Genomic DNA, 21,144 nt, shown 5'->3' on the forward strand with positions numbered 1-21,144 from the left:
GGTCGACCGGACGATGCTGAGCAGCAGGTTCGACTTCACCGCGCCGGTGCCACCCGCTGAGCAGCTGGGGCCGGTGCATCTCATCGCGATCGGCGGGTCCGGAGTTTCTGGGGTGGCCCGGATGTTCCTGGCCCGCGGCATACCCGTCTCCGGCTCGGACCGGTCCGACAGCCCCGCCCTGCGGGCGCTCGAGGCCGAGGGCGCCCGTGTCCACGTCGGGCACGACGCGGCCCACCTCGGGGCGGCCCAGACGGTGGTGATCTCCGGTGCGATACGCGAGGACAACCCTGAGCTGGCCGCCGCCCGGGCGGCCGGGCTGCGGGTCCTGCATCGGGCTCAGGGCATCGCCTCCCTACTGGCCGGGCGCGGCGTGATCGCCGTGGCGGGGGCCAACGGCAAGACCACCACCAGCGCCATGACCACGACTGCACTGCAGGCGGCCGGGCTTGAGCCCGGTTATGTCATCGGTGCCCCGCTGGCCAGCACGGGCGCGAACGCCGCCCCCGGCGGCGAGGGGTCGCCGGTCGTGGTCGAGGCCGACGAAAGTGACGGCAGTTTCCTGGCCTACCGGCCGGACGTGGCCGTGGTGACCAATGTCCAGCCTGACCACCTCGACTTCTACGGCGACTTAGAGGCCCTCGAACAGGCCTATCTCGACTTCGTGCTCACCCTGCGGCCCGGCGGGCTGCTGGTGACCCACGCCGACGACCCGGGCGCGGCGCGCCTGGCGCAGCTGGCCCGTGACCGTGGGATCCGAGTGCTGACCTGGGGGGAGGGGGCCGACGCCGATGTCCGGCTCACTGACGTGGCCAGCGCCGGCATGCGGTCCTCCGGCACCCTCACCTTCACCCGGACCGCTGGGCAGGTCCGCGAGGGCACCACCGTGTCCCTGGCGCTGCCGGTGCCGGGGGAGCACAACGTGCACAACGCGACGGCGGCGCTGCTGGCGGCGGTGGTCGGAGTGGGAGCTGCGATGGACCGGGCGCTGGCTGGGCTGTCCGCCTTTGCCGGGGCGCACCGCAGGTTGGAGCTCGTCGGCCGCCACGGGGCGGTGGAGGTCGTCGACGACTACGCCCACAACGCCCCCAAGGTCGGCGCGGCGGTCCGGGCCGCCCGCAGCGCGGCCAACGGGCGCCGGGTCGTGGTCGCCTTCCAGCCCCACCTGTTCTCCCGCACCCGTGACTTCGCCGACGGCTTCGCCCAAGGGCTGGCGGCCGCGGACGTCGCGGTCCTGCTGCCGGTCTACGGTGCCCGTGAGGCGCAGGAGGACTACCCCGACGTCACCTCGGGGCTGCTGGCCACCCTGGTCCGGCAATCTCCGGAGGCGCCCGAGGTGCACGAGGCCCAGGGCCTGGATGACGCGACCCGGCTGCTGGCGCGGCTGGTCGAGGGGCGGGATGACCTTGTGCTGACGATCGGGGCCGGCGACGTGACCGAGGTGGGGCCCCGGCTGCTCACCCGGCTCGCAGAAGGCGATACCGGGCACGACGAGGGCGGCGAGGACGGCACCGGGCACAGCCCTGACCAGGACGGAGGGGCGGCATGAGCGCTGGGCTGCGGACCGCACCGGCCACGGGCGCTCGGGCCGAGCGGTCGACGAACCCCGACCCGACCCGGTGGGGGCGGATGAGGGGCTGGCTGCGGATGCGGCGTTCGCAAGGCCGGCCGCGGCGCACGTTGCTCACCGGGCTTGCCCTCGTCGCGTTGCTCGCCGCCGGCGTCATCTTCCTGTTCTTCTTCTCCTCCGCTTTCGTGGTCAAGGACCTTGAGGTCAGCGGTGGCCGCGCGGAGGTCCAGGAGTCTGCGGTCAGCCTGGCGCAGATCCCCAGCGGCCGGCCCCTGGCCCGGGTGGCCGAGGGAGCAGTGGGGGAGCGGGTGCTGGCCGACCCCCGGATCGCGGAGATCTCCGTCGAGCGTGACTGGCCCTCGACGGTGCGGCTGGTCCTGGCCGAGCGCGAGCCAGTGCTGGCCCTGAGCGACGGCGACGCCACCTGGCTGGCCGACGCCGACGGTGTTGTCTATGAGCAGGTGGAACAGGCCAGCAACAAGTTGCCGCTGTTCCAGACCGGGGGCGACCCGACGGAGCTGGACCGGCCCACGGTCGCGGGCCTGGCGCAGCTGTGGCGGATGCGTCCCGACCCCGACGTGCTCAAGGGCGACCTGGGCCGCCCCCGGGTCGCCGCCGACGGTGTCGTGACCATGCGCGTGGGGGAGGTTCGCCTGCTCTGGGGACCGCCCGAGCAGAACGAGAAGAAGTGGCAGGTCGTCACGGCCATCGTCGGACAGGACGCGGTCGACCCCCAGGGGGACACCCGGATCGACATCGACGTCCGCACCCCCGACACCCCCGTCGTCACCGGCCTGCCTCCCGCCCCCACCGACTGAGACGACACCTTCGACCTGAGGTTGAGATTGACGTTGATGGGGTTGAGGGTCGGGTCGTCGTAGGGTGACCAGTACGGCTCACGCGCCGCCCGAAACGCACCCGAACCGAAGAGGTCTCACCCGTGTCCGCAGCCCAGAACTACCTGGCCGTCATCAAGGTCGTCGGCATCGGCGGTGGTGGTGTCAACGCCATCAACCGCATGATCGAGGTCGGCCTGAAGGGCGTCGAGTTCATCGCCATCAACACCGACGCTCAGGCGCTGCTCATGAGCGACGCCGACGTCAAGCTCGACGTGGGCCGGGAGCTCACCCGCGGCCTCGGTGCCGGCGCTGACCCCGAGGTCGGACGCCGCGCCGCGGAGGACCACACGGAGGAGATCGAGGAGGCGTTGCGGGGCGCCGACATGGTCTTCGTCACCGCGGGCGAGGGCGGTGGCACGGGCACGGGCGGTGCCCCGGTCGTGGCCAAGATCGCCAAGTCGCTGGGTGCGCTGACCATCGGTGTGGTCACCCGGCCGTTCACCTTCGAGGGTCGCCGCCGCGCCAACCAGGCCGAGTCCGGCATCGCCAGCCTGCGCGAAGAGGTCGACACCCTCATCGTCATCCCCAACGACCGGCTGCTGTCGATCTCCGACCGCACCGTCTCGATGCTTGACGCCTTCCGCTCGGCCGACCAGGTGCTGCTCTCCGGCGTCCAGGGCATCACCGACCTGATCACCACCCCCGGCCTGATCAACCTGGACTTCGCCGACGTCAAGTCGGTCATGCAGGGTGCTGGCTCGGCACTGATGGGCATTGGCTCGGCCCGCGGCGAGGACCGTGCTGTGCAGGCCGCAGAGCTGGCCATCTCCTCCCCGCTGCTGGAGGCCAGCATCGAGGGCGCCCACGGCGTGCTGCTGTCCGTGCAGGGTGGCTCCGACCTCGGCCTGTTTGAGATCAACGAGGCGGCCCGACTGGTGCAGGAGGCGGCCCACCCGGAGGCCAACATCATCTTCGGCGCCGTCATCGACGACTCCCTCGGCGACGAGGTGCGCGTGACCGTCATCGCGGCCGGTTTCGACGGTGGCGCTCCGCATGCACGCGGTGAGGACCGCGCCACGGGCCAGACCCAGGGTGGCAGCGCAACCCGTCCCCCGACCCAGCAGGGCGGTCTTGGGGCACCGCGCCCCGTAGGTGCCCCCGCCCAGCAGGCGGGTGCCTCGCGTCAGCAGGAGGGCGCTGGCCAGGGTGGGGCCAACGGCGCCTCCGCCGGCCAGCAGGGCGGACAGCAGCAGGAGCCGGCCCGCCAGGCCACCCCGCAGCCGCCGCAGCAGGACCCGACCGAGCAGCGCGCCCCGCAGCGTCCTCCGGTCCAGCAGCCGCCGCGTCAGGTGACCTTCGAGGACAACGACGACCTGGACGTGCCCGACTTCCTGAAGTAGGGCACCCAGAGTGACCAGCGGGCGTCTCCCCCTCGGGAGGCGCCCGCTGCGATGTGTCTGCCCCCCGGACGCCGGTGGGCAGGCACGTCCCGCCGGGTAGCCTGAGCAGCGTGTTCTTCTGGCGGCAGCGAATCGAGCCCAACGGCCCGACCTTCGGGGTCGAGTGGGCGGTCACGGACCGTCTGGGCGGGTCCAGCCAGGGCCGGTATGCCGAGTTCAACCTGGGCGGGCACGTCGGCGACCTGCCCGAGGCGGTCGAGACCAACCGGCACCGCCTGGCCCGCGAGCTGGGACTGCGACTGGCCGACCTGAGGTTCATGGACCAGCAGCACGGCTGCGCCGTCGCCCTGACCCCCGCGACTGGGATCGCCCGCGGGGACGGCGGGCAGGCAGCGCCGGTTCGGTCATCTCCACTGCAGCCCGAGCTCATCGCGCCGGCCGCCGACGGCATCGTCTCTGGAGTGGTCGACGAGGCCCTGGTGGTTCTGGTGGCCGACTGCGTCCCAGTTCTGCTGGTCGACCGGAAGGAGGGCCTCGCGGCGGCGGTGCATGCTGGCCGGCCCGGCATGGTCGCCGGCGTCGTGACGGCCACCGTGCACCGGCTCCGCGAGCTCGGCGGCTCGGCGCTGGAGGCCGTGGTCGGCCCCTCCGTCTGTCCCCGGTGCTATGAGGTTCCGGCGCAGATGCGCAGCCAGGCCGCTGAGGTCGAGCCGGTGGCCGCGTCGGTCACCCGGCAGGGCACGCCGGCGGTCGATGTCGGCGCGGGCGTCGCCGAGCAGTTGATGCGCGAGGGTGTTGAGCTGACCTGGCTGCCGGGGTGCACCCGCGAGCGGGACGACCTCTACTCCTACCGGCGCGACGGCGCCACCGGCCGGTTCGCCGGCGTGATCCGCCTGCTCGCCCCGGAGCAGGTGGCCTGATGGGAGAGGCGGGTATGCGGCATACCGAGATCAAGGAACGGCTCACCGTGGTGCGTGCGCGGATCGAGCGAGCGTGCGAGCAGGCCGGCCGCGACCCGGATGAGATCACCCTGATCGCGGTGACCAAGTTCTTCCCGGCCAGCGACATCGCCCACCTGCTCGAGCTGGGCGTGCGCGACATCGGTGAGAACAAGGACCAGGAGGCCGGCGCGAAGGTCGAGGAGCTGGAGGAGGCGGTGCGCGAGCGGCTGACCGTCCACTTCGTCGGCCAGCTGCAGAGCAACAAGGCGGGCAGGGTGGCCCGGTATGCGGACATGGTCCAGTCCCTGGACCGGTCCAAGATCGTCGCCGCGCTGGATCGCGGCCGGGCCACGGCGCGGGAGGAAGGACACGCCGCCGCGCCGCTGGAGGTGCTCGTCCAGGTGGACCTGGGCGAGGGGGAGCAGGCCGGCCGTGGCGGTGTCCTGCCCGAGCAGGTGCCGGCCCTGGCCGAGGCGGTGGCAGGCGCGGAGCACCTGCGGCTACGCGGCCTGATGGCGGTCGCCCCGTTCGGCCTGGACGAGACCGGGACCCGCGCGGCCTTCGACCGGCTCGCCCACCTAGGGGAAGATGTGCGGCATACCTACCCCCAAGCAGACCTGCTGTCGGCAGGGATGAGCGCGGACCTGGAGCTGGCGATCGCCAGCGGGGCGACACACCTGCGTGTCGGAAGCGCAATCCTGGGATCGCGGCAGCCCGGCCGGTAGCGTCGGAGGCGTTCGAAGATCGACCACGTCGGGTGGACGCCCGTCACGCACCCAAGGAGCTCGCTGACATGGCCGGGGCACTGCGCAAGACCATGGAGTACCTCGGACTCGCCGAGTCCGAGGAGCGCTACGACGACTACGACGTCTACCAGGACGAGGACGACCGCCACCGCCGCGGGGCTTCGCCGGTGCGTGCGGTGCGCGACAGCGACGACGAGGACACTGCAGACGTGGCCACGCTTCCGACCCGCACCCCGGTGTCCGAGGTCGTCCGTGAACCGGAGGTCGGCGACATGAACCGCATCACCACCATCCACCCGCGCACCTACAACGAGGCCAAGAACATCGGCGAGGCCTACCGCGGCGGAATCCCGGTGATCATGAACCTCAGCGACATGGACGACGCGGATGCCAAGCGCCTGGTCGACTTCGCTGCCGGCCTGGCCTTCGGCCTGCACGGGTCGATCGAGCGGGTGACCAGCAAGGTCTTCCTGCTCAGCCCTTCCCACGTCCGTGTCGACAGCGGCAACGCCGCGCAGGCCCAGCGCTCGCCGCAGGGCCCGTTCAACCAGAGTTGAACGGCATAGGGCGGCCAGGAAGCACCCAGCCGCCTCACGTACTCTGACGACATGGTCGGCGACTTCATCGCGCTCATTCTCAACCTGTACTTCTTCGTCCTCATCGGACGCCTGATCTTCGACTGGGTACAGGTCTTCTCGCGCGACTGGCGGCCCAAGGGCCCGGTGCTAGTCCTGGCCAACGGCGTCTACACGCTGACCGACCCGCCCCTGCGCGCCCTGCGGCGGGTCATCCCCCCGCTGCGGCTGGGTGGGATCGCGCTGGATCTGGCCTTCCTGGTGCTCATCCTCGGGGTCGGGATCGCCCGCGGGGTGGCGGCCTCCCTGCCGTTCTGAGGCTCCGCCTCGCTGCCCTTCTGAGGCTCCGCCCACCGCGCGGCACGGGCGCTCTGCGTAGGGGTCGGCGTCGGTTCCTGGCCGCGACCTGACCAGCCCTGACGAGGCCGCCTGCAGGCAGGTGGGGGTGCGTTACAGTGACCATGCACGTGCAGACCGCACCCATCGGCCCTGCCCGCGGTCCGTCGATCCGGGCGTCTCACCGATGGTCTCCCTGATCGAGGTGAAGAATGACGCTGTCCCCCGAGGACGTGATCAAGAAGAGCTTCAGCGCCACCCACCTGCGGCGTGGCTACGACGAGACGCAGGTCGACGACTTCCTCGACGAGGTCGTGGTGGAGCTGCGCCGACTGCTCGCCGAGAACCAGAGCCTGCGCTCTGACCTCGAGGACTGCCGGGCCAGCCGGGGCCTGGGCGGGGACACCGGGGAGCGGGCCGAGGAGCCGCACACGCTGGTGGCCGCGCCGCTCGCCGAGGACGACGTCGCTGCGGAGCCCGCCGCCGACGGTGACCAGCGCGTGACCGAGCTCACCGCCGAGGTGGAGGCCCTGCGCACCCAGTTGGCGTCCTGCCAGGACGCGCGGGCCAAGCTTGAGACCCAGCTGCGGGCGCGCGCCGAGGGCGGGACCGCCGACGGCGCCGACGTGAGCGGCGACGGTGACTCGGCCGAGCTGGAGGACCTGCTGGCCCGGATCGCCGGCACCGAGGAGGAGCTGCGGCTCACCCAGGAGCAGCTGGCGCAGGCGAAGGAACGGGCCGCACAGGCCGAAGCCCGGGCCCAGACCGTGCTCCAGCAGGGGACGGACGAGCAGGGGACGGGGGACCAGGGCCAGCAGGCCCAGGCCGCCGCGTCCAGCGGCCAGGACCCCACCTCCATCATCTCCCTGGCCCAGCGCCTGCACGACCAGCACGTGGCCGAGGGCGAGAGCACCAGGGCCCAGCTGGTGGATGAGGCCGAGGCCTACCGAGACCGCGTCACCTCCGAGGCCGACCAGCAGAGCCAGGAGTTGCTCCGCACCGGTCAAGAGACGCATGACCTCCTGGTCACCGAGGGCCAGGAGCGGCACGACGACCTGGTGCGCACCGGCCAGGAGACGCACGACCGTCTGGTCACCGAGGGCCAGGAGCGGCACGACGACCTGGTACGCACCGGCCAGGAGACGCACGATCGTCTGGTCACCGAGGGCGAGCAGCGCCGCAGCTCGATCCTTGAGGACCTCACCAGCCAGCAGAACTCGCTCTCGCGCCGGATCGAGGAGCTGCGCACCCAGGAGAACGACCTGCGAGACCGGCTGCGCACCTTCCTGACCGACCAGCTGGCCAAGGTGGAGGCCGACCGGGGCTGACCCCGCGCGGCGACCAGCGCCACGAGGGGCGCCAGCCCGGCCCCGGCGGGAGGGAACACGGCATACCCGTGCATCACCGGCCCGCCGCCGAGCCTGCGACGGACCATGTCGCGGGGGTAGGGTCCGTCGGCGTTGTGTGCCGACCTGAGCTGCTCTATCCTGCCGCCACCATGGTCTGCGACGTCGCGTCGTGCGACCCAGCCATCGACTGAAGGGCACCTCGTGGCCAGCAGCACCGACAAGACCGGCGTCGACCCCCGCCTCAGCGCCGCCGTGCAGGACGCCAAGCCGGAGCAGTTGCCGGTCCGCGAGGGGGAAGACCCCTGGACGCAGGAAGATCTGGACGAGGTTCGCAACACGCTCCTGGAGGAGGCCGACCGGTTGCACACCGAGGTGGAGGAGGCCGAGCAGGACCTCGCCGAGTTGATGCGCGACTACGGCGACGGCGCGGGGGACGACCAGGCGGACGCCGGCTCCGCCACCCTCGAGCGGGAGCAGGAGCTTTCGCTGGCCAACAACTCGCGCGAGCTGTTGCAACAGGTCATGCACGCGCTGGGACGCATCGGGAACGGGACCTACGGCAACTGCGAGTCCTGCGGTGAGCCGATCGGCAAGATGCGGCTGCAGGCCTTCTCCCGTGCGACCCTATGCCTGACATGCAAGCAGAAGCAGGAACGCCGCTAAGCCACGCCCACCCCCGCCGGACCATCCTCATCTTCCTGGTGGCCGCCGGCTGGGTCATCCTCGACCAGGCCACCAAGTGGTGGGCCGAGAGCGCCCTGACTCGGGGCGAGTCGGTGCCCCTGGTGGGTGAGCTGCTGCAGCTGCACCTGACCTACAACTCCGGTGCCGCGTTCTCGCTCGGCACCGGGATGACGGGCGTGCTCACCGCGCTCGCCACGGTGGTGGTGCTGGTGATTATCTGGCAGGCCCTGCGCACGCGCAGCCTTCCGTGGGCGCTGACCCTGGGTCTGCTCTTGGGCGGGGCGCTGGGCAACCTCGTCGACCGTTACCTGCGCGCGCCCGGACCGGGCCGCGGGCACGTCGTCGACTTCCTCGCGCTGCCCAACTTCCCGGTGTTCAACTTCGCGGACATGGGGATCACCTTCGCGGCTGTGGCGATCGTCATCCTGGCGATGCGGGGCCACCTGCCCGACGGGACCCGGGATGTCTTGGTGGAGAAGGGCGCCGGCCACCGAGCGGCCGGGGGCGCCGATGGTCGCCCCGGTGCCGCGGGGGGCAGCAAGGATGACCCCTCTGCCGCCGGGGACAGTGCTTCGGACGCAGCCGATGAGCGAGGCGCGGACCGACCCGCAGGGGAGCGCGGCCGATGAGCGAGTCCCGCTGGTTCACCGTGCCCGACGGCCTGGAGGGGGAGCGGGTCGACAGTGCCCTGGCCCGGCTTCTGGGCCTGTCCCGGTCCAAGGCGGCCGAGCTGGCCGCCGCCGGGAACGTGCGCGCCGACGGCAAGGTGGTCGGCAAGTCGGACCGGGTCAGCGCCGGGTCGATGCTGGACGTCGAGCTGCCGCCCGCCTCCCCGCCGCCGGGCCTGGAGGTCGTCGCCGAGCCGGTTGAGGGGATGCGGATCGTCCACGACGACACCGAGATCGTGGTCGTGGACAAGCCCGCGTTCGTCGCCGCGCACCCCAGCGTGGGCTGGAGCGGGCCGAGCGTCGTCGGGGGCCTGGCCGCGGCCGGCTACCGGATCTCCACCTCCGGCGCGCCCGAGCGGCAGGGGATCGTCCAGCGCCTCGACGTCGGCACCAGCGGGCTGATGGTCGTGGCCAAGTCCGAACGGGCCTACACCGTGCTCAAGCAGGCCTTCCGCGACCGGGTGGTCGACAAGACCTACCACACCCTGGTCCAAGGCCTTCCGGACCCGCACGAGGGCACCATCGAGGCCCCCATCGGCCGGCACCCCGGCCACGACTACCGGTTCGCGGTGATGAGCACCGGGCGCCCCTCGGTCACCCACTACCAGCTGCTGGAGGCGCACCGGTCCGCTAGCCTGCTCGAGGTCCACCTGGAGACCGGTCGCACCCACCAGATCCGGGTCCACTTCTCCGCCCTACGTCACCCCTGCGCAGGCGACCTCACCTACGGCGCCGACCCCGTGCTGGCCAAGCGTCTTGGCCTGGTGCGGCAGTGGCTGCACGCCACCGGCCTGGGTTTCGAGCACCCCGGCAGTGGGGAGTACGTGCAGTTCGAGTCGCCCTACCCGCAGGACCTGCAGACCGCCCTCGACCGCATCCGCAGCTGACCCCGATGGCGGCTGCCATCCTTGTCGGTGGACCGATCTAGGATCGGTCTCGATGTCACCCTCAGCCAGCCCCGACCAGAACTTCGTGCACCTGCACAACCACACCGAGTACTCCATGCTCGATGGTGCGGCGCGCATCTCCGAGATGTTCGAGGTGGCCGCCGAGCAGGGGATGCCGGCCATTGCCACGACCGACCACGGGTTCGTCTTCGGCGCTTATGAGTTCTGGAAGACGGCGCAGCGTTACGACGTCAAGCCGATCATCGGGCTGGAGGCCTACGTCACCCCCGGCACGCACCGGACCGACAAGACGCGGGTGAAGTACGGCGACGGGGGCCGCGACGACGTCTCCGGCTCCGGCGCCTACACGCACATGACGTTGCTGGCCCGCAACAACAACGGCATGCACAACCTTTTTCGGCTGGCCTCACTGGCCTCGCTGGAGGGCTACTACTTCAAGCCGCGGATGGACCGCGAGCTGCTCGAGACCTACGGCCAGGGCCTCATCGCGACCACCGGCTGCCCCTCGGGCGAGATCCAGACCCGGCTGCGGATGGGCCAGTGGGACCAGGCGGTGCAGTACGCCTCGGACATGAAGGACATCTTCGGGGAGCAGAACTACTACCTCGAGCTGATGGACCACGGCATCGAGATCGAGCGCGTGGTGCGCCAGGACCTGCTGCGCCTGGCCAAGGAGCTGTCGCTCCCGCTGCTGGCCACCAACGACCTGCACTACACCCGCCGCGAGGACGCCGCCGCACACGGGGCACTGCTGTGCGTCTCGACCGGTTCCCAGCTCAGCGACCCCAACCGGTTCAAGTTCGACGGGGACGGTTACTACATCAAGAGCGCCGCGGAGATGCGCGAGGTATGGCGTGAACTGCCCGAGGCCTGCGACAACACCCTGCTCGTGGCCGAGCGGTGCGAGGTGTCCTTCACCGAGGGGGAGGGCCGCTACATGCCCAAGTTCCCGGTGCCCGAGGGTGAGGACGAGACCAGCTGGTTCATCAAGGAAGTCGAGGCCGGGCTGCACAAGCGCTTTCCCGAGGGGGTGCCGGACTACGCGCGCAAGCAGGCCGAGTACGAGACCGGAGTCATCGTCGGCAAGGGCTACCCCGGCTACTTCCTGGTCGTCGCCGACTTCATCAACTGGGCCAAGAGCCAGCGCATCCGGGTCGGCCCCGGCCGGGGCTCGGGAGCTGGCTCGATGTGCGCCTACGCCCTAGGCATCACCGACCTGGACCCGATCCCGCACGGGCTGATCTTCGAGCGCTTCCTTAACCCCGAGCGCATGTCGATGCCCGACTTCGACGTCGACTTCGATGACCGCCGCCGCGCCGAGGTGATCCGCTACGTCACCGAGAAGTACGGCGATGACCGGGTCGCGATGATCGTCACCTACGGCACGATCAAGGCCAAGCAGGCACTCAAGGACGCCTCCCGGGTGATGGGCTTCCCGTTCGCGATGGGAGAGCGGCTGACCAAGGCAATGCCCCCGGACGTCATGGGCAAGGGGATCTCGCTGTCCGGGATCGAGGACCCCAAGGACAAGAGGTATGCCGAGGCCGCCGAGTTCCGCGAGCTGCTCGCCGACGACGCACACGCCCGGGAGGTCTACGAGGCCGCGCGTGGCCTGGAGGGCCTGAAGCGCCAATGGGGCGTGCACGCCGCAGGCGTCATCATGTCCAGCGAGCCGCTGCTCGACCTGATCCCGATCATGCGTCGGGAGCAGGACGGCCAGATCATCACCCAGTTCGACTACCCCACCTGCGAGGCTCTGGGGCTGGTCAAGATGGACTTCCTGGGGCTGCGCAACCTCACTGTCCTCGACGACGCCATCATCAACATCAAGGACAACCGAGGCGAGGACATCGACCTGGACTCCCTGTCCAAGGACATGACCGACCGCAAGACCTACGAGCTGCTCAGCCGCGGCGACACCCTCGGCGTCTTCCAGCTGGACGGCAACGGCATGCGCCAGCTGCTGCGTCTGATGCAGCCGGACAACTTCGAGGACATCTCCGCCGCACTCGCGCTCTACCGTCCGGGCCCCATGGGCGTCAACGCCCACACCAACTTCGCGCTGCGCAAGAACGGCAAGCAGGAGAACACCCCCCTGGATCCCCAGCTCAAGGGCAAGCTGCAGCCGGAGATGGAGGCGGCGCTCGAGCCGATCCTGGGCACCACTTACGGGTTGTGCATCTACCAGGAACAGGTCATGGAGATCGCCCAGAAGCTGGCTGGCTACACGCTGGGCAACGCCGACCTGCTGCGCCGGGCGATGGGCAAGAAGAAGAAGGAGGTCCTGGACGCCGAGTACGTCCCGTTCTCTGACGGGATGAAGGCCAAGGGATTCACCGAGGCCTCGGTCGCGGCACTGTGGAACGTGTTGGTGCCGTTCTCCGACTACGCCTTCAACAAGGCGCACACGGCGGCCTACGGGCTGATCTCCTACTGGACTGGTTATCTGAAGGCCAACTACCCGGCCGAGTACATGGCCGCGCTGCTGACGAGCGTCGGCGACGACAAGGACAAGACCGCGCTCTACCTGGCCGAGTGCCGCAGGCTGCGCATCCCGGTCCTGCCCCCGGACGTGAACCAGTCGGTCGCCAACTTCGCCGCCGTCGGTGACGACATCCGCTTCGGCCTGCAGGCGATCCGCAACGTGGGCGCAAACGTCGTGGACGCCATCGTGCGCACCCGCGAGGAGAAGGGGGCGTTCACCTCTTTCGAGGACTTCCTGCGCAAGTGTCCGGCAGTGGTGTGCAACAAGCGCACGGTGGACTCGCTGGTCAAGGCCGGTGCCTTCGATAGCCTGGGTCACACCCGTCAGGGGCTGGCCAGCATCCACGAGCGCTATGTCGACGCGCTGGTCGATGAGAAGAAGCAGGAGGCGATCGGCCAGGACAGCCTGTTTTCCGGGTTTGGCTTCGGCGACGGGGAAGAAGCCGCTGCCGGTATGCAGATCGTCACCCTGCCGCCTGTGCCCGCCATCGAGTGGGAGAAGTCAGCGCGGCTGGCCTTCGAGCGCGAGATGCTGGGCCTCTACGTCTCAGACCACCCGCTCAACGGCATCGAGCACATCCTGTCCCAGCACGCCAGCGCCTCGATCCTGGAGATGGTCGCGGACGAGGGCGTCAAGGACGGCGACTTCGTCACCGTGGCGGGCCTGCTGACCAACCTGCAACTCAAACGCACCAAGAACGGCGACCCTTACGCCCGGGTGACTGTCGAGGACCTCGCGGGCTCCCTCGACGTCGTCTTCTGGCCCAAGACCTATATGACGATCTCCACGATGCTCGCCGAGGACACTGTCGTAGTGGTCAAGGGCCGGTTGAAGAAGGACGACGGAGCCGAGCTGATCGGCAACGAGCTGACCCTGCCCGACATCCGGCAAGGGCCCCGCGGGCCGGTCGTGCTCAACCTGCCGCTTGGCCGCGCCACCGATGGGCTGGCGCACAAGCTCAAGGGCGTTCTGGCCAACCACCCCGGTGCCACTGACGTGCACGTCAAGCTCAGCCAGCCCGGCCGGACCGTGCTGCTGCGCCTCGACCCGAGCCTGCGGGTCACCGCCAGCCCCGAGTTGTTCGGCGACCTCAAGGCGCTGCTGGGACCCACCTGCATCAGCGTCTGAGCAGTCCGGCCGCAAACCGTGTCGCCGGTCAGGGACAAACCGTGTCGCCGGTCAGGGACAAACCGTGTTGCCGGTGAGGGACAGACCGTGTTGCCGGTGAGGACAAACCGTGTTGCCGGTGAGGACAAACCGTGTCGCCGGTGAGGGACAAACCGTGTCGCCGGTCAGGTGGGTGAGCGCTCCACCACCCGCACCGGGAGGCTCATGAGCCGGTAGGCGACCTCTGGCCGGTCAATACGACGGGCGGTGAGCAGCACCCGGTAGGTGCCGGGCTCCAGTCCGCAGCCCACCTGCGCCTGCAGATCGTCGGTCTGCACCTCATGCAGGTGGTCAGCGCCCTGCACCAATGTGAAGGTCTGCCGCAGCGGCGCCCCGTCGGCCAGCCGGCCGACACGCTGGGCCAGCACCCGTGAGCCGTCGACCCAGGCGTGGCAGGCGGGGCCCAAGGGTGTCGCCGGATCGGCCGCCCACGGCTCCAGACCGGCACCCGGCGAGGAGGCGAGGAGCTCGGTCTGGGTTCGAACCCCGCCGGGTCGGCCGGTGAGGACCGGTTCCGACGGGCCCCCGCGGCCCATCCACCGCCGTAGCACTCCTCGCCGCCCGATCCGCACCTCGGCCGCCAGGGGCTGCGGCGCAGCGGGGGAGTCCAGCACCCGGAGCAGAGAGGCGACCTTGGCGACCGTGACCGGCGCCGACAGCCGGCCCAGCCCGGTGAGCCTGGCCAGGTCGGCGACAGTGCGCTCCGGCAGCACCGCCGGGTCCCCGGCCAGGTCGTGCAGGCGCCACAGCCCCTCGACCGTGGCCCGGTGCGTCTGCCCGCGCACCTCGAACCGGTGCGGACCGCTCCACCGTCCGCGACGGGCGTGGTTCTGATCCTCCTGGGCGAAGTAGTCCGGGAACTGCTCCCGGGTGAACGGACCGGTGGGCCCGGGTGGTGGCCGGAAGTCGGGGTCTCGCTGGGCCCAGACCTCTGTGGGCCAGGAGGTCTCCGCAAACGGCATCCGGTTCAGCTCGGGCGCGACCCGCTCGACGAGGTCGAAGACGGCCGTCCCCCGGTGCCGCTCCCAGTAGGGCAGCAGGTAGGCGGCGCGGAGCAGCTCGGGCGTCGCGAGCGGGTACAGCGGGAGCGCCCGGGCGTCGAGGGACTGCAGCATGTGCCCGAAGTGGGAACGGTTGCGGTGCAGCAGGTAGTGGTAGTTGAGCTGCTCGTTGATCGCCGCGGACGGCAGGGGTGCGAAGGAGCGGGCGACCAGGTCCTGCCCGGCCGCGACCACCGGCGGTGGCAGGTGCGCCTCGGGGTGCACGATCATGGTGTGCAAGGTGGCCAGGTCTTGGCCCAGCGTCGCGCGCTTGCGGCCCATCGCCCGCACCCAGGCCCTGGGAGCGATGATCGCCCGGTGGCCCGAACGCACGGTCTCCCCGCCTGCGCCGCGGATGGCCACGTGCGGCTCGACGGGCCAGCGCAGCTGACGGGCGGCGGGGAAGGACCAGCTGTTGCCAGCGGCATAGCTCTGGTGCAGCTCCAGGCTCTCCGCCCAGGACAGCATCCGGTCCTGGTAGTCCGGCTCCACCGTCCAGGACAGGTCGAAGTGCCGGCGCAGGCTGTCGGTGACGGCGAGGTCGCGCCAGATGACCGAGCGGCCCTGGGCGTCGGCCCACCGCACCGGGTCGGCTGCCGACACACTCACGTGGGGCAGCACCCCCGCGTGCTGCAGCAGGCCGTACACCGCCCGGCTGTCCTTGCCACCGGAGCTGTAGAGGCGCAGGTCAGGCCAGCCGGCGTCGGCCACCGACCGGATCAGTCGTGTGGCCCGGTCGATGCCAGCGTCGAGCAACTCCTCGTAGGAGCGGCCCTGCGGGTCGGTGGTCACCGGCCGCTCGTGCAGCTCCCAGCCGTCGACGTCCATGACCAGCAGTTCGGTGGGGCGCAGCAGGCGGATGCCGGAGACGAAGGTCTCCTCGCTCCAGTGCGAGCGCGTCAGGATGTGCGCCGAGGCCAGGGTGGTCAGCGCGAACGGCCAGTTGACCTCCAGCCGGACGCCGTCGGCGCGCAGCCGGTCGACGAGCGCGTCCAACGTTGTGCCGAGGTAGACGTCCTGCTTGCGCCCGCGCGGGTGGGCGTAGGTGAACAGGTGCCCGAAACCGTGGACGTCAGTGAGCGCGACCGCGGTCCGCGCCTCGTCGTCGGTGAGCAGCCCGGCCCACTGACCGGTCCCGTCCTCCAGGACGTCCAGGCCCAGCGGCTCGGGAGCTCGGCCGTAGACCTCGACCGGGCCGGTGTCCGGCAGCAGGAGCAACCCCTCGGCCTGCCGCAGCCGCACCCCGGCGCGCCGCGCGCCGTCCCACCGGGGCCTGCCCGGGCCCACGTCGCGCACGACCCAGCACGCAGTCCGGTGACGCAGTGGGGTAGGGATCATCGGTGAAGCCATCGTCCCCTACCGTAGCCGCCGCCAGGGCCAGGCCCGAGGTCTGCGGCAAGAGGTGCCATGGGGAAGGGGGACGCCAGGGCAGGCCGACCACAGCATCCGCTTTTCACCGCGCGCCGTGCACGCTGCCGGGTGATGCTGGGAGCGGCCAGTTTCCCCACCACCGTCCGCCCTCACCGGGTGACGGAGCATAGGAGAAGACATGACGACGCAGGTCGAGAAGTCCACGATCGTGAACGTGCCGGTGAGCACCGTGTACAACCAGTGGACGCAGTTCGAGGAGTTCCCGCACTTCATGGGCGGTGTCCAGAAGGTCACCCAGCTGGGCGACGACCGGCTGGAGTGGGTCGCCGAGATCGCCGGGGTCAAGCGACGCTGGGAGGCCAGGATCGTGGAGCAGGTCCCGGACCAGAAGGTGGCGTGGGCCGCCACCGAGGGCGCGACCAACGCCGGCGCCGTGCGGTTCGAGGACCTTGGCGGCAGCCAGACCCGTATCCACCTTTCGCTGTCCTACGAGCCCGAGGGGCTCGTGGAGAAGGTGGGCGACAAGCTCAATGTGGTCGAGAATCAGGCCGAGGGTGACCTTGAGCGTTTCAAGACATTCATCGAGTCCGAGGGTTACGCCACCGGCGCGTGGCGCGGGTCGGTCAACGAGGGTGCCGGGGTCGGCACGCCGGACGCCACTGATGCGGCTACCTCCAAGGGGGACAGTGGCAAGGCCGGGATCTCCGGCAAGGCAGCGGCCGCCGCCGGGGTCGGGGTGGCTGCGGCCGCAGCGGCCGCGATGGCCGGCAAGAACAAGCGCGGGTCGAAAGACTCATCGGACGAAGAGGTCGTGATCGTCGAGGAGACTGTCGTCGTGGGTGAACTGGACGAGACCGGGCTGGACACCGTGTCGCCCGTCGTGGACCCCGCCCTGCCCCCCAGCGACGGCGACGACCTCGGCACCGGGTCGGCGCCCCGCACCTGAGATCAGGACGCGAGCGGGGCGGTGCAGGTGCACCGCCCCGCTTCTCGAAGCACGGGCACTCGGGCACGGAACCCCTAGCAGTGTCGGGCCCGGGGTTCACGCCGACCGATATCGGATCATCGTGAGTCCGCAGGTAGCGTGGGGCGGGTGACCGTAGACACCACCCCGCCCGTCGCCGCCCGCCGCGAGACCGTCCGCAGCCACCACGGCGAGGACGTCGTCGACGCCTACGAGTGGCTGCGAGACAAGTCGGACCCGGAGGTGATCGCCCACCTGGAGGCGGAGAACGCCTGGACGCAGGCGCGCACCGGGCACCTGGAGGGCCTGCGCGACCGCATCTTCGCTGAGATCAAGGGCCGCACCCAGGAGACCGACCTCTCGGTCCCCGTCCGGCACCGCGACTGGTGGTACTACACCCGCACCGTCGAGGGCCAGCAGTATGCGGTGCACGGCCGGGTCGCGGTCGGGGAGAGCCCCGACCGCCCGGTGCTCGACCCCGGCAGCGCACCGGAGGGGGAGGAGCTGCTGCTGGACGGCAACGCCGAGGCTGCGGGTGAGGAGTTCTTCTCCTTGGGCGCCTTCGACGTCAGCCCGGCCGGCGACCGGCTGGCCTACGCCGTGGACACCACCGGTGACGAGCGCTTCGACGTGCGGGTCAAGGACCTGCGCACCGGCGAGGTCATCGACACCGCCGTCACCGGCATCGGCTACGGCACCGCCTGGTCCGCCGAGGGTGACCACCTCTTCTACACCCGCGTCGACGACGCGTGGCGCCCGTTCCAGGTGTGGCGGCACGCCGTCGGCAGCTCCGCCGACCAGGACGTGCTGGTCTACCAAGAGGACGACGAGCGGTTCTGGATGGGCGTGGGCACCTCCCGGGACGACCGACATGTGCTCATCGCGCTCGGCAGCAAGAACACCTCCGAGTTCCGCATCCTGGAGGCCGACGACCCGACCGGTGAGTTCCGCGTGGTCGCCCCCCGCGAGGAGGGCGTGGAGTATGACGTGGAGCCGGCCGGCGACCGTCTCTGGATCGTGCACAACAAGGGGCATCGCGACTTCGAGCTCGCCGTCGCCCCGATGGGCTCGGCGTCCGCCGACGACTGGACCACCGTGCTACCCGGCGAGGAGGGGGTGCGGATCAGCGGGGTCGACGCCTTCGCCGGGCACCTGGCGGTCTCCCTGCGCCGTGACGGCCTGACCCAGGTGCAGGTCCTGCCGCTGTCCGCCGACGGACGCCCCGTGGGTGCGGGCTACCAGGTGCCGATCGAGGAGGAGGTCTACTCGATCGACACCGGTGCCAACCCGACCTACGACACCGACACCCTGCAGGTGGTGATCGAGTCGCTGGTCACCCCGCGCAGCGTCTACGACCTGGATCTGGCCTCCGGCGCGCTGACCCTGGCCAAGCGTCAGCCCGTCCTCGGGGGCTACGACCCGAAGGACTACCAGCAGCACCGGCTGTGGGCCATCGCCGCCGACGGCACCCGGATCCCGATCTCCCTGGTCGCCCGCAAGGGCATCGCCCCCGACGGCACCGCACCCGGCCTGCTCTACGGCTACGGCTCCTACGAGATCTCCATCGACCCCTACTTCTCCGTCTCCAGGCTGTCCTACCTGGACCGGGGCGTGGTCTACGCGGTCGCGCACGTGCGCGGCGGCGGCGAGATGGGCCGCGGCTGGTATGAGTCCGGGCGGATGGAGCACAAGACCAACACCTTCACCGACTTCATCGCCTGCGCCGACCACGTCGTCGACAGCGGCTGGGTGGCGCCGGACCGGCTCGCCGCCGAGGGCCGCTCCGCCGGCGGCCTGCTCATGGGCGCCGTGGTGAACCTGGCCCCCGAGCGGTTCCGGGTCGTGCACGCAGGGGTCGCCTTCGTCGACGCGCTGACCACGATCCTGGACCCCTCCCTGCCGCTGACCGTCGGTGAGTGGGAGGAGTGGGGCAACCCGGTGGAGTCGGCCGAGATCTACGCCTTGATGCGCTCCTACAGCCCCTACGAGAACATCCGGCCCGTGCAGTACCCCGCGATCCTGGCCACCACCGGCCTGAACGACACCCGCGTCTTCTTCGTCGAGCCGGCCAAGTGGGTCGCCCGACTGCGGGAGACCGTCACCAACGACCCGCACGAGCGCCCGATCCTGCTCAAGACCGAGATGGTCGCCGGCCACGGCGGCAAGACCGGGCGGTATGACGCGTGGCACGAAACGGCCTTCGAGATCGCCTTCATGCTGGACCAGCTGGGCGTGGGTGGGGACGAGCACGGGGTCGAGCACGGTGAGGGTGCCTGACCCGACCCGGCAGGGCAAGACCTTACGTGACGGCATGTCACGATCCGGTGACAATCGCCCCACAGGCCACATCGGTAGTTGTCTCGGCGGCCCCGGATAGGTCACCGTGTGTCTCATCCGCATTCCCGACCAGCGAAGGAGCTGATCCGCGTTGATCATTCGACGACCTGCTTTCAGGTTGGCGGCCGCTACCGCAGCCGCAACCCTGGTGCTTGCCGCCTGCAACGGCGGTAGTGACGACGTCGACCCGGACCCGGACGGCCCCGACCAGACGGTCGGTGAGGCCGGCGAGGGGGACGACGAGACCGGTGAGCCCGGCGCCGCCGGCGGCGAGTTCACCATCTACAACTGCGAGCCCCAGAACCTGCAGACCGGCAGCTCCTCGGAGGTCTGCGGCAGCAAGGTCCTCGACCAGCTCTACAGCGGGCTGACCTCGATCGACTACGACAGCGGCGAGGTCGTCGGCGTGGTCGCCTCCGACTGGGAGACTGAGGACGCTCAGAACTGGACCTTCACGATCCGGGACGACTTCACCTTCCACAACGGCGACCCGGTGACCGCGCAGACCTTCGTCGACACGTGGAACTGGATCGTCAACCCGGACAACGGCCAGACCCAGGGGGCCTTCTTCGACAAGATCGAGGGCTACCAGGAGGTCGTCGACGGGGACGCCACGGAGATGTCCGGTCTGTCCGCCCCCGACGACACCACGCTGGAGATCACGCTCTCCGAGCCGTTCTCGCCGTTCCCTGCGCAACTCAGCTACACCGCCTTCTACCCGCTGCCCGAGGTGGCCTTCGAGGACATCGCCGCCTTCCAGGAGGCGCCGATCGGCAACGGCCGCTACCAGATGGACGGCGAGTGGGTGCACAACGTCGAGATCGCGATGACCCGCTACGAGGACTGGCCGGGCGACTCGCCCGGGCTGGCGGACCGGATCGTCTGGACGATCTACTCCGACGTCAACACCGCATACCTTGACGTGCAGGCGGGCGCGCTCGACATCCTGGACGGCATCCCGCCGGAGCGGCTGGCCACGGTGGACCAGGAGTTCCCCGACCAGTACCAGGAGGACCAGACCAGCTCGTTCACCTACCTGGGCTTCCCCCTCTACCAGGAGGAGTTCCAGGACCCGGACATCCGGCACGCGCTGTCCATGGCGGTCGACCGGCAGACGATCATCGACACCATCTTCAACGGCGCCCGTGAGCCCGCGACCGGCGTCATCCCGCCGGTGCTGCCGGAGTACCGCGGTGACGCCTGCAACTACTGCGACTTCGACGCCGAGACGGCACGGCAGATGTACGAGGACGCCGGCGGCCCCTCCGAGCTGACCATCTACTTCAACTCCGGCGCCGGCCACGAGGAGTGGACCGAGGCCGTGGCGAACATGTGGCAGCAGAACCTGCCGATCGACAGCATCTCGTTCGAGTCGCTGGAGTTCGCGCAGTACCTCGACCTGCACGACGAAGAGGTCGTTACCGGGCCGTACCGCCTGGGCTGGGTGCTGAGCTACCCGAGCCCGCAGTACGCCATGGAGCCGCTCTACGGCACGGGTGCCGACTCCAACTACGCGCGGTACAGCAACGAGGAGTTCGACAGCCTCATCGACCAGGCCAACGCCGAGGCCGACGAGGACACCGCGGCCGAGCTCTACCAGCAGGCCGAGGACATCCTGCTGGAGGACATGCCGGTCATTCCGCTGTGGTACGAGACGAGAACGACGGTCCACAGCACCAACGTGGACAACATCGTGGTCGACCCGCGGACGTTCGTCCGTGTCGAGCAGGTCGAGGTCACCTCCGGCTGACCCGGTCTCTCCGCCCG

General features: G+C 70.3%; 16 protein-coding genes. 15 read left to right on the plus strand and 1 reads right to left on the minus strand.

Features of this window, described 5'->3' with window-relative positions:
- The first annotated feature begins 13 nt into the window (after nucleotides 1-13).
- The 12 genes from murC to dnaE all read left to right on the plus strand — a co-directional run bounded on the left by murC (nucleotide 14) and on the right by dnaE (nucleotide 13,626).
- Nucleotides 14-1,546, plus strand: a complete 1,533-nt coding sequence (gene murC / locus FY030_RS04910) for a UDP-N-acetylmuramate--L-alanine ligase (RefSeq protein ID WP_158060530.1) — start codon at nucleotides 14-16, stop codon at nucleotides 1,544-1,546.
- Nucleotides 1,543-2,385, plus strand: coding sequence for a cell division protein FtsQ/DivIB (locus FY030_RS04915; RefSeq protein WP_158060531.1), 843 nt, complete (start codon nucleotides 1,543-1,545; stop codon nucleotides 2,383-2,385). The genes murC and FY030_RS04915 overlap by 4 nt, the downstream gene beginning before the upstream one ends.
- A 122-nt stretch (nucleotides 2,386-2,507) precedes the next feature.
- Nucleotides 2,508-3,806, plus strand: a complete 1,299-nt coding sequence (ftsZ, locus tag FY030_RS04920) for a cell division protein FtsZ (RefSeq protein WP_158060532.1) — start codon at nucleotides 2,508-2,510, stop codon at nucleotides 3,804-3,806.
- 110 nt (nucleotides 3,807-3,916) lie between these two features.
- Entirely contained in the window at nucleotides 3,917-4,726 is an 810-nt protein-coding gene (locus tag FY030_RS04925) for a purine nucleoside phosphorylase YfiH/LACC1 family protein (RefSeq protein WP_158060533.1), read from the plus strand.
- Nucleotides 4,726-5,472: a YggS family pyridoxal phosphate-dependent enzyme gene (locus tag FY030_RS04930; RefSeq protein ID WP_158060534.1), complete on the plus strand. Its 747-nt coding sequence runs from the start codon at nucleotides 4,726-4,728 to the stop codon at nucleotides 5,470-5,472. Before FY030_RS04925 ends, FY030_RS04930 begins: the two co-directional genes overlap by 1 nt.
- A 68-nt stretch (nucleotides 5,473-5,540) precedes the next feature.
- Complete coding sequence (locus FY030_RS04935; protein ID WP_158060535.1) at nucleotides 5,541-6,050, plus strand: cell division protein SepF; 510 nt, start codon at nucleotides 5,541-5,543, stop codon at nucleotides 6,048-6,050.
- A gap of 51 nt (nucleotides 6,051-6,101) precedes the next feature.
- Nucleotides 6,102-6,386, plus strand: coding sequence for a YggT family protein (locus FY030_RS04940; protein WP_158060536.1), 285 nt, complete (start codon nucleotides 6,102-6,104; stop codon nucleotides 6,384-6,386).
- A gap of 230 nt (nucleotides 6,387-6,616) precedes the next feature.
- A complete protein-coding gene (locus FY030_RS17025) occupies nucleotides 6,617-7,732 on the plus strand; it encodes a DivIVA domain-containing protein (protein WP_158060537.1) in 1,116 nt (371 codons plus the stop codon).
- 222 nt (nucleotides 7,733-7,954) lie between these two features.
- Nucleotides 7,955-8,416, plus strand: coding sequence for a TraR/DksA family transcriptional regulator (locus tag FY030_RS04950; RefSeq protein WP_158060538.1), 462 nt, complete (start codon nucleotides 7,955-7,957; stop codon nucleotides 8,414-8,416).
- Nucleotides 8,389-9,066, plus strand: a complete 678-nt coding sequence (lspA, locus tag FY030_RS04955; RefSeq protein WP_158060539.1) for a signal peptidase II — start codon at nucleotides 8,389-8,391, stop codon at nucleotides 9,064-9,066. Before FY030_RS04950 ends, lspA begins: the two co-directional genes overlap by 28 nt.
- A complete protein-coding gene (locus FY030_RS04960; RefSeq protein ID WP_158060540.1) occupies nucleotides 9,063-9,992 on the plus strand; it encodes an RluA family pseudouridine synthase in 930 nt (309 codons plus the stop codon). The genes lspA and FY030_RS04960 overlap by 4 nt, the downstream gene beginning before the upstream one ends.
- 52 nt (nucleotides 9,993-10,044) lie before the next feature.
- A complete protein-coding gene (dnaE, locus tag FY030_RS04965) occupies nucleotides 10,045-13,626 on the plus strand; it encodes a DNA polymerase III subunit alpha (RefSeq protein WP_158060541.1) in 3,582 nt (1,193 codons plus the stop codon).
- Nucleotides 13,627-13,790: 164 nt separating this feature from the next.
- Here dnaE and FY030_RS04970 read toward each other — a convergent pair whose 3' ends face one another.
- Nucleotides 13,791-16,043 (minus strand): hypothetical protein, encoded by a 2,253-nt coding sequence (locus FY030_RS04970; RefSeq protein ID WP_158060542.1) that lies wholly within the window; start codon nucleotides 16,041-16,043, stop codon nucleotides 13,791-13,793.
- 211 nt (nucleotides 16,044-16,254) lie between these two features.
- Between FY030_RS04970 and FY030_RS04975 the strand changes: the two genes are divergently transcribed.
- From FY030_RS04975 to FY030_RS04985, 3 genes are all read left to right on the plus strand, one after another.
- Nucleotides 16,255-17,022 carry an SRPBCC family protein gene (locus FY030_RS04975; protein WP_158060543.1) on the plus strand — a complete coding sequence of 256 codons (768 nt, stop codon included), beginning with the start codon at nucleotides 16,255-16,257 and terminating at the stop codon, nucleotides 17,020-17,022.
- A gap of 147 nt (nucleotides 17,023-17,169) precedes the next feature.
- Nucleotides 17,170-19,317, plus strand: coding sequence for a S9 family peptidase (locus FY030_RS04980; RefSeq protein ID WP_158060544.1), 2,148 nt, complete (start codon nucleotides 17,170-17,172; stop codon nucleotides 19,315-19,317).
- A gap of 178 nt (nucleotides 19,318-19,495) precedes the next feature.
- Nucleotides 19,496-21,127, plus strand: coding sequence for a peptide ABC transporter substrate-binding protein (locus tag FY030_RS04985; protein ID WP_158060545.1), 1,632 nt, complete (start codon nucleotides 19,496-19,498; stop codon nucleotides 21,125-21,127).
- Nucleotides 21,128-21,144 lie beyond the last annotated feature (17 nt).

This window comes from Ornithinimicrobium pratense, from assembly GCF_008843165.1.
GTDB classification, from domain to species: Bacteria; Actinomycetota; Actinomycetes; order Actinomycetales; family Dermatophilaceae; genus Ornithinicoccus; species Ornithinicoccus pratensis.

Excerpts from the sequence above, each read along its gene's own strand:
- murC (WP_158060530.1), top strand. The coding sequence starts at position 14 with ATGCTGAGCAGCAGGTTCGACTTCACCGCGCCGGTGCCACCCGCTGAG.
- FY030_RS04915 (WP_158060531.1), top strand. The coding sequence starts at position 1,543 with ATGAGCGCTGGGCTGCGGACCGCACCGGCCACGGGCGCTCGGGCCGAG.
- FY030_RS04930 (WP_158060534.1), top strand. The coding sequence starts at position 4,726 with ATGGGAGAGGCGGGTATGCGGCATACCGAGATCAAGGAACGGCTCACC.
- FY030_RS04935 (WP_158060535.1), top strand. The coding sequence starts at position 5,541 with ATGGCCGGGGCACTGCGCAAGACCATGGAGTACCTCGGACTCGCCGAG.
- FY030_RS04940 (WP_158060536.1), top strand. The coding sequence starts at position 6,102 with ATGGTCGGCGACTTCATCGCGCTCATTCTCAACCTGTACTTCTTCGTC.
- FY030_RS17025 (WP_158060537.1), top strand. The coding sequence starts at position 6,617 with ATGACGCTGTCCCCCGAGGACGTGATCAAGAAGAGCTTCAGCGCCACC.
- lspA (WP_158060539.1), top strand. The coding sequence starts at position 8,389 with ATGCAAGCAGAAGCAGGAACGCCGCTAAGCCACGCCCACCCCCGCCGG.
- FY030_RS04960 (WP_158060540.1), top strand. The coding sequence starts at position 9,063 with ATGAGCGAGTCCCGCTGGTTCACCGTGCCCGACGGCCTGGAGGGGGAG.
- dnaE (WP_158060541.1), top strand. The coding sequence starts at position 10,045 with ATGTCACCCTCAGCCAGCCCCGACCAGAACTTCGTGCACCTGCACAAC.
- FY030_RS04970 (WP_158060542.1), bottom strand. The coding sequence starts at position 16,043 with ATGATCCCTACCCCACTGCGTCACCGGACTGCGTGCTGGGTCGTGCGC.
- FY030_RS04975 (WP_158060543.1), top strand. The coding sequence starts at position 16,255 with ATGACGACGCAGGTCGAGAAGTCCACGATCGTGAACGTGCCGGTGAGC.